Here is an 8314-nt window from a genome sequence, read left to right as displayed (position 1 = left end):
GGCGTCTCTGCTTGTGATGCTCCTGCTCGATTGGCTGTTCACCCGACGGCCACGTGTGCCTGTCCGAGCCTGACGAACAGGCTCCGGTGCCGACCGGCACCGGAGCCTCATCTACGGTCGCAACAAGACATAGCAGTCAACTTTCAGCCGGCGTCGGGTTCTGGCACCAATGGGCGCGAGGTCCTATGGATGATGAGGCGTAGCGTGTCATCTTTGGTGCAGAATTCCGGGAGAGGGCAGATCTTGCCCTTGTCGCTACCCGGTCAGGCGACCTTTCGGGAGACTGGCATGCCGAAGCTGGTCTTGATGTTCATGATCTTGCACCCTGCGGCGGTCTCGACCTTCTGGGCAGGCAGACTCCGAGCCCGCAGGCTGCGCCCGATCAGCGTTTTGTACCTGAGCACCGCCACCTCGACCAAGGAGGGGCGTCTGTAATCGACAGCACGCTGCCAGCCCAGCCGGCCACACTCCGCGATCAGCTAAATGTGACGGTCGCGCTGGGTGGGCGCACTCTCGGCGGTGTCGCTCAGCACCGCGGTCGAGCGCGGCGGGATGATCACCTCCGCATTCGGCGCTCGTTCAGCAACGGCCCAATAGATGGGTTCGCCGTCGTTAGCGCCGTCGGCCAGGACGGCACCGGTCGGGCGGGTGATCTGGTCGAGCAGCGGGCCGACCAGCGAGGCGTTGCCGTCTTCGCTGCCCGTCAGTTCCGAGGTCAGGATCTCGCTGGTTTCGGTATCGACCGCCAAGTGCAGCTTGCGCCAGCTGCGGCGCGCTTTGCCGCAGTGCTTTTCCAGCAGCCACTCGCCCGTGACGAACACCTTCAGACCGGTGCTGTCGATCACCACCGTCACCGGGCCGTCGCTCTTGCCCAAGGCACTCGTCATCTCTAGACCCACGCTGCGCCGTGAGAAGGTGATGTGGTCGGGCACCGGCAGGTCCAGGCCGAGCAGGAGCATGAGCGAGCAGAGAGCCCCTTCGGTTTGCCGCCACGGACGGCTGAGCGCCAAGCGCAGTATCACTCCGGCCTCGATCGCCAGGTCGGAGTAGCGGGGCGGACGTCCCCGTTGTCCGGTCTTCGTCGGCGTCCAGGCGGCGATCGCCTCGGGCGTCACCCAGATGGTAAGGTTCCCGCGCCGGCGCAGCGCCGCATCGTAAGCTGCCCAGTTCTCAACACGATAGCGAGCCTTCGGAATTTTGTGACGACGGCTCTCGTTCGCCTTGTGCGCCATCCGGCTCTCGGCTCCAGCAGGGCTGCCTTATACCCGCCCGGCCATCTGACCGCCACAACTTCGGCCTTTTTGCATCAATGTCATTGCGCGCCACTTGCCAGGCAGAGGGGGCAGCACGCCGATCAGATCACGCGCGCCCTGACCAGAAAGTCATCAACATTGCGGCGCAGGCGCTCGGCTTCATCGGACAAGTCGAAGGCGCCGGTCATGACCTGGTGGGCGGCCGCTCCGGTGCCGACGGCAGCGTCTTTCATACCAACAACGCTGATGGCGATCTCCTGCGTGCCGATGGCGGCCTGCTGGATGTTGCGGGCAATCTCTTCGGTGGCCGCGCGCTGCTCTTCGATGGCCGATGCGATGGTCTGGGCAATTCCGCTCATTTCGCCGACCGTGCGGCTGATGTCCTGCATGGCCGAGACCGTCTGCGCTGTCGCTTGGCCGATGGCGTCGAGCTTGCCGCTGACCTCGTCGGTCGCTTGGGCGGTTTGGCGTGCCAGCGCCTTGACTTCACCGGCAACCACAGCAAAGCCTTTGCCGTGCTCACCGGCCCGGGCAGCCTCGATCGTGGCATTCAGGGCCAGCAGGTTGGTCTGCGCGGCAATGGCGTTGATCAATTGAACAATGCCTGCGACTTGGCGCGTGACCTTGGTCAGGTCCTGAATGGCCACATTCGTGTGCTCGGCGCGCTGCACAGCCGTCTCGGAGATGCCCGAGGCCAGCGTGACCTGGCGGCTGATCTCGAGCACCGACGCGGCCAGCTCCTCGGTTGCCGTCGCCACGGTCTGCACGTTGGCTGAGGTCTGTTCGGTGGCGGCGGCGATGTGTCCCGCCCGATGGCTGGCCTCCGTCGCAATGCCCGACATCCGCTCGGCGTCCTGGCGCATCTCCAGGCTTGCCCGGGTGAGGTTGGCCACCACCAAGCCAACGCCACTTTCAAAGCGGTTGGCACTCGCTTTCAGTTCCTTGTCTTGCGCCTCCATCAGGTCGCCGGCCCGGTTGATGTCCACGGCGGCAGCGCGGAACGCTCCGGGTAGCCCACGCAGCAGAACCTTGCGATGATAGCGGCCATGGCTCACCGCCGCCATCGAGCCGCTTGCCTCGCGCACAAAGGCGTCCGTGACATCAAGCAGGGCATTGAGGTTGCGGTGCAGCAGGCCAAGCGCTCCAGAGCTCGGCTCGCCAAGGGCTCGGGACTCCAAGTCGCCGTGCGAGGCTTTGGTGCACACCGCTGCCATCTGGAGGAGGGCACGGTCGGTGCGCCTCACCATCATGGCCGCTGCCGCCGTGAGCGCTCCTGCAAGCAACGGAATACCGACTCCCGTCAGGGATGCGCCCTCTCCTACGAGTGAAAGCAGGGCCTGCGCTGACATTACCGCCACGGCGCCGAGCAGCAGGCACTGGATCTTAGATGGAGAAGGCGAATTGGTCATAATCGAGTCCCCGCTCACTCAGGGTTGCCATCAGCGTCGCATGGGCCTGCGCCATCCCGTCCTTGCGATTCGGCCACTGTTCCTCCTGCTCCCGCAAAATCCGATACAACGGAGCGATGCGGGCAACCTGGTCGGGCGTTGGCTTACGTCTGTTGGAATGAAAGCCAATCATACTGCCGTCTACGTCTCGGCTCGGCGTCACGTGGGCGAACACCCAATAGTGATCGCCGTTGCTCGCCAGATTGAGAACATAGGCGAACATCTCGCCTCCGTTCTGAATGGTGTCCCACATCAGCTTGAACACACACCGCGGCATGGCAGGATGCCGGATAATACTGTGCGGCGCTCCCACAATTTCCTTGAAGCCATACCGCGACACCCGAAGGAACACATCATTTACGTACGTGATCCGGCCTTTCAGGTCTGTCTTGCTGACGATGAGTTCATTCTCCCCGAATGGACTCTCCACACCGCTTGGCGTGATCACTGGACGAACCATGTGCCCTCCCCCAAGTTTGCGCTTACCGGGCAAACCGCACACAGTCATAGCTATACCGGAATTTGAAAAGCATCAATTTTATTTTCGTCGGGGAATACGCAACCGGCGACTAACGTTTTCTTAATTTAACACATGGACCAAAGATATGGATGACGCCGGTTATGTTTCAACTCCGAAACAGTTCTGCCCACCTGGCCGCAGCACCTTGTTTGAGTGCTCTTTTGTTTTGGGCTCGACGGCGTTATCACAAATTCAAGCTGTGACAAACGCCCGCTCTTTGATCCATGTCATATGCTTTTGGTGCTGTCATCAATGGCATCCACCCTTCGACGGGCGGGGTGGGTCATGCTAACCCGGATAATTCACCGGGGCTGAAGCTGGGGCGGCGGGCGTGATGATAAGCCGCTGAATTCATGTATGATTCTGGTGCTGAAACAGTCTCACCACGGATCAACGGAGTTCACGCCCGCCATGGCCGAGAGTACCGGGGTTCTGGCCGGCTTGTCACCGGTTGCCGGCAAGCCGGTTCACGCCGCCTTCGACGGCGGTCGTCTCACCTCCGACGCCGGCATCCTGCTGCTGGCCGAGATCGACCGGCGGCTTGGGATCTGCGAGCGTCTGGCGCACTGCATCGAGGATCCGCGCGCTCCGGAGCGCGTCCAGCACACGCTGGCGGAGATGATCCGCTTCCGCGCCCTGCTGATCGCCGCCGGCTACCCGGATGCCAATGACTGCGACGCCCTGCGCAGCGATCCCGCTTTTAAGATGGCGGTGGGCCGACTTCCCGAGAGCGGGGGTGACCTCTGCTCGCAGCCGACCATCAGCCGGCTGGAGAACCTGCCCGGTCCAGTGGCGCTCAAGCGCATGATGGCGGCCATGGTGGACCTGTTCTGCGACAGCTTCGCCACGGTGCCGCGGCGCATCGTGCTGGACATCGACGACACCGAGGATCGCGTCCACGGCGCCCAGCAGCTCTCGCTCTTCCACGCCCATTACGATGGGCGGTGCTTCCTGCCGATGCACATCTACGAGGCGACCACCGGCAAGCCGGTCGCCGTCATCCTGCGCCCCGGCAAGACGCCGGATGGCGCCGAGGTGGCGCTGGTGCTACGCCATGTCGTGCGGGCCATCCGTGCCCGCTGGCCGCGCGTCGATATCCTGGTGCGCGGCGACAGCCATTACGGCCGCCATGAGGCGATGAGCTGGTGCGAGCGCAACCGTGTCGGCTACGTTTTCGGCCTGGGCGGCAACATGGTCCTGCTCGGGCGGGTCACCGGTCTGGCCGAGGACGCCGCGATGGGCCGGATCGCCGGCGAGGCGGACAAGGTCAGGCGCTTCGGCGACCTCCGCTACGCCGCCCGCACCTGGAAGGTCGAGCGTCGGGTCATCGCCCGGATCGAGGCGTCGGCCCAGGGTACCGACAGCCGCTTCATCGTCACCAACCTGACCGGCACGCCCAAGGCGCTGTACGAGACGATCTACTGCGCCCGCGGCCAGATGGACATCTGCCAACCATGGTGCGTCTCAAACCTCAGTTTGGAGGGTTAACGGGTTCCGTAGCCTCCGAGTGTCCTGGAAAAGAACAACCCGAAGGGCGGTCTCGGCGCAGTTTCCGAAGCCGTTCAATTTCGGCCTCGTCTGCGGTAATCAGCCAAACAGGTCGGCTACTGGCCATGGCGCGCCGTGCTGTCAGAAGACCGCGCCGCAGCCATCGGTAAAGAGTTTGTTCGGGCATGCCGAGCCGGATGGCAAGCTCCTGTAGCGTCAACTCGGTAGGTCCTTGACGCTCCACCGTCAGAGACGGTGCGTCGCGAGCCTGCGTCGGCACACCAAGCCGATGGAGCAGGTCGCGGACCATGGCGTCCGTGAAGGTTTCGCGCCGCTTCGGCGGGTGCCATCCCTCAGCGTTGAGGATGTCGGCGATCGCAGGGGCCTTCAATTTGGTGGCATGAAGCGTTTGGATGCGCGACATCAACTTTCCACAACCACTCAACTGCCGGAGCTCCTTGACCGGCCGGATCAACTGGTGTTCGGTTCGCTCGCTACCGGCCCAGTGGCATTCAATGCGGACCAGTTCAGTCTCGCCCTCGACGGTAACTACGACGCGCTCCAGGATCGTTCGGGCAATCGTCTGCCGGTCGTGCGCCGTCGTCGTTGGGGCGTGCCAGAGTGCCGGAATGTCCGTGGTCAGGCTTCGAATGGCTTCGCGTTCCTCGTCCGTCAGCGGCATCGGCTGGGTTGCCAGGAAGCGTTCATGCTCGGCTTTCAGCATCAGCTCGTCGGACAAAGCCTGCTCCCACTGGCGCTCCAAGCTGCGGGCGACCAAACGGTTCTCCGGCTCAACCGCATCGAACTGACGTCGAGCGCGGTCGGCTTCGTAGCGGGCACGCTCCAACCGCTGACGCCACTGACGGTGCAGGGCGCCCCGTTCCAACTCGATGTCTTCTGCGAGTTGGAGGCTGGCTTCCACCGCGACTGGTTCCAGCGCCCGGAGGATCAGCATCTCGACCAGAGCGTCCAAGGCTCGTCCGCTGAGGGATTGACACACTGGAGCCCCATAGTTCATCGCGTCGCGCGAGCAGGCGTAACGCAGATAGCGCCCGCCATCTGGATAGACCGTCGCCATCCGCAAGCCGCACCGGCCACACACGACAAGACCCGCCAGCAACGATGGGCCGCCCCGGCTCACCCCGGCATAGTCAGTTCGGTTCCTGGCCACCTGCGCACAAATCCCCTCGTGGGTCTCCCAATCAATGTAGGCGGGCCAATGGTCACGCAGCAGTACCATTCCCTCCTTCTCACCCAGAAACCGCCCGGAGCCGGTCGGATCCGACGTCCGGCGGCCATCGCTCCGCCGCCGACCATAGACGTAGGCGCCCGCGTATGCGGGGTTAGTCAGCATCTCAGTGAGGGTGAAACGGTTCGGACGATGCCATTCGAGTTCCCCCTTGTTTGGGCCGGAACGGGCACGCTGCGGCAGGTCGATGCCGTGGGTCACGCAGTAGGCGAGCACGCCGTTGATGGTTCGCCGCCGCTCGAAGACATCGAAGAGCAATCGGATCGTTGCCTGGACCTGCTCGTCCGGGTCGAACGCTATGTCGCCCGATGGCCGGCGAACGTAGCCGCGTGGCAGGTTGAAGAAGAGCTCCCCTCGCCGCGCCTTGGCCCACCGCCCCGCCTGCAGGCGTCCCTTGAGAACGTGCAATTCCGCTTCGCTCATTGTGCCCTTCAGCCCAAGCAAAAGGCGGTCGTTGTAGGCAGCAGGGTCGCAGACACCATCGGCATCGGCGATCAGCGTATCGAACAGAGCGCAGATCTCCAACAGCTGGTACCAGTCCCGGCAGGAACGCGCCAGGCGTGACACCTCGGCGCCCATCACGATGCCGACACGGCCGAGCCCGACCTCGGCCACCAAGCGCTGGAAGCCCGGCCGTGTCTCGGCCGAGCTGCCCGAGCGCCCGAGATCATCGTCAATCACAACGATCCGCTCGGCCGCCCAGCCGAACTGTCGCGCTCGATCAACAAGCCCGTACTGCAAGCGCGTCGACTCCTGATTGTGCCCGACCTGCTGTAAGGTGGACTGGCGGATATAGACGATGGCGAGCCGATCACGGTGGCGCCCTTTGATCTTATCTGTCGGCAGGATGATGGCCATGGACATCCTCCTCACCTGGAGAGGCCGTTGCTGGTTGCTTCGGGTTCAGTCGGCGCCATGCCAACTGCCCGACCAGAACCGCAAGCCGGTGCCGCCGGTTCACCGGCAATCGGCTCCACGTCGGCAGCAAGGGTTCGGCAGGAGGAGTGGTCGTCATCGCTGCGCCTCTGGAGCCAGCATGCCAACGCTAACAAGGCTCTATGGCCGACGCGTGGTGCTGGATTCAACAGTGAACGCTCTTCAGACGTTTCAACGTGAGGAGATGGAGAACCTGATCAAGGCCCACAAGCTGCATCTCGCCTCCGACCGGACGTCCTGCAGCAAGGCGACCGCCAACCAGTTTCGGCTGCTCATCCACACCGCCGCCTACTGGCTGCTGCACAGCTTGCGCGGATTGGCACCGAAAGCGTCGTTCTGGCGCGAGGCGCAGTTCGACACGCTGCGCATCGGCCTCATCAAGGTGGCGGCGCGGGTTACTGAGATGAAGACCCGCATCAAGCTATCTCTGCCGACCAGCTTCCCCTATCAGGAAAGCTTGGCGATGCTGGCGGCCCGCACCGTCAAGCTGCCGCCGTGAACGCCGGGGCGATGTGCCCCCGAACGAGCCTGTCCCCGCAACTATCCAGCCCCGTCATCCCGCGCCGTTGGCGCCACCCATCGACGCGCCTTCGGACAGCCGTTCCAAAACGCTGATGAATGATCCGGGCTAAGTGGCTGGCTTCCCGTTTCATACCGGCGAGCGGATGTGCTGACTCACTGAAGGGGATTCCCAAGGCGAGCGAACCATGATTCAATTCGTCGTCCATGACGGGGAGAAGCGAATGCCCGCGGCGTTGCCGATCCGTGAAGACCTGAGTGCCGGCGAGTTGCGCGCCCTGGCGCGTCGGGAGGGTAAGGGGCGGGTGGCAGCGCGGAAGTTCGCCATCGCCCATGCCCTTGATGGGGGGGAGTCGGGCGGAAGCGGCGCGGCTGGCCGGCATGGACCGCCAAGCTCTGCGCGACGCGGTGGCGCGCTACAACGCCGAAGGCGTGGTCGGGCTCTATAATCGCCCGCTGCCCAGGCGGCAGGAATGGCGCGCCTCAGCATGCCCTTCCGTGCGCAATCGCTGCGTCCAACGGATGGCCGTGCTTTCACTGATCCCGAAGCGTGCCGCGGCGGCGCGTGCCGACGAGCCGCCCGACGGTTCCGGCAGCTTTCGCGCCAGCTTGATCGAAACGGCGGGATGAACGTAGAGGGTCACCTCTCTGCACGAGGTGACCGATGCACTGCCCGCACTGCTCGTCGACCGCAACCGCCGAACGTCCGGACCGGACCGCGCAGGTCCGCGCAGGTCACGTCCGTCAAGGTGGTGGAAATTGGAAGGTGGTCAGGTGCGTCGTCGGTCAGGCCGCCTTTGCTGAGGGAAGTGGCGTGATGGCGGGCTCGTCGGGGGCAGCGATACCGGCCATGGTCTCGAGCGTCAGGTAACGATGCTGGAGCTGCCAGTCATCATTTTGC

At 64.0% G+C, this 8314-nt stretch carries 4 protein-coding genes and 4 pseudogenes; 3 read left to right on the top strand and 5 right to left on the bottom strand.

Annotation, left to right across the window (positions count from 1 at the left end; translation table 11 throughout):
• Positions 1–263: 263 nt before the first annotated feature.
• The 3 genes and pseudogenes from VD964_RS18510 to VD964_RS18500 form a co-directional block, all read right to left on the bottom strand.
• Positions 264–1232 (bottom strand): annotated as a pseudogene (locus VD964_RS18510) (IS5 family transposase).
• Positions 1233–1354: 122 nt separating this feature from the next.
• Positions 1355–2662: a methyl-accepting chemotaxis protein gene (locus tag VD964_RS18505; RefSeq protein ID WP_324869986.1), complete on the bottom strand. Its 1308-nt coding sequence runs from the start codon at positions 2660–2662 to the stop codon at positions 1355–1357.
• Positions 2637–3161: a PAS domain-containing protein gene (locus tag VD964_RS18500; protein WP_324869985.1), complete on the bottom strand. Its 525-nt coding sequence runs from the start codon at positions 3159–3161 to the stop codon at positions 2637–2639. Before VD964_RS18500 ends, VD964_RS18505 begins: the two co-directional genes overlap by 26 nt.
• A 471-nt stretch (positions 3162–3632) precedes the next feature.
• Between VD964_RS18500 and VD964_RS18495 the strand changes: the two genes are divergently transcribed.
• Positions 3633–4709 (top strand): IS1380 family transposase, encoded by a 1077-nt coding sequence (locus tag VD964_RS18495; RefSeq protein WP_324869984.1) that lies wholly within the window; start codon positions 3633–3635, stop codon positions 4707–4709.
• Here the strand turns inward: VD964_RS18495 and VD964_RS18490 are convergent.
• Complete coding sequence (locus VD964_RS18490; RefSeq protein WP_324869983.1) at positions 4693–6816, bottom strand: recombinase family protein; 2124 nt, start codon at positions 6814–6816, stop codon at positions 4693–4695. The two genes, VD964_RS18495 and VD964_RS18490, sit on opposite strands and share 17 nt — an antisense overlap.
• Before the next feature lie 253 nt (positions 6817–7069).
• On the opposite strand from VD964_RS18490, the pseudogene VD964_RS18485 reads away from it, so the two are divergent.
• Positions 7070–7393, top strand: a pseudogene (locus tag VD964_RS18485) (transposase); the annotation flags it as partial.
• Between the two features lie 244 nt (positions 7394–7637).
• Positions 7638–7866 (top strand): annotated as a pseudogene (locus VD964_RS18480) (helix-turn-helix domain-containing protein); the annotation flags it as partial.
• Here the strand turns inward: VD964_RS18480 and VD964_RS18475 are convergent.
• Positions 7863–8027, bottom strand: a pseudogene (locus tag VD964_RS18475) (helix-turn-helix domain-containing protein); the annotation flags it as partial. The pseudogenes VD964_RS18480 and VD964_RS18475 sit on opposite strands and share 4 nt — an antisense overlap.
• Between the last annotated feature and the right edge of the window lie 287 nt (positions 8028–8314).

Origin of the sequence: Azospirillum sp., assembly GCF_035628975.1 — a bacterium.
Taxonomy (GTDB): domain Bacteria; phylum Pseudomonadota; class Alphaproteobacteria; order Azospirillales; family Azospirillaceae; genus Azospirillum.
The sequence above is the reverse complement of the archived record's forward strand: the minus strand, read 5'-3'. Positions and strand labels throughout refer to the sequence as shown.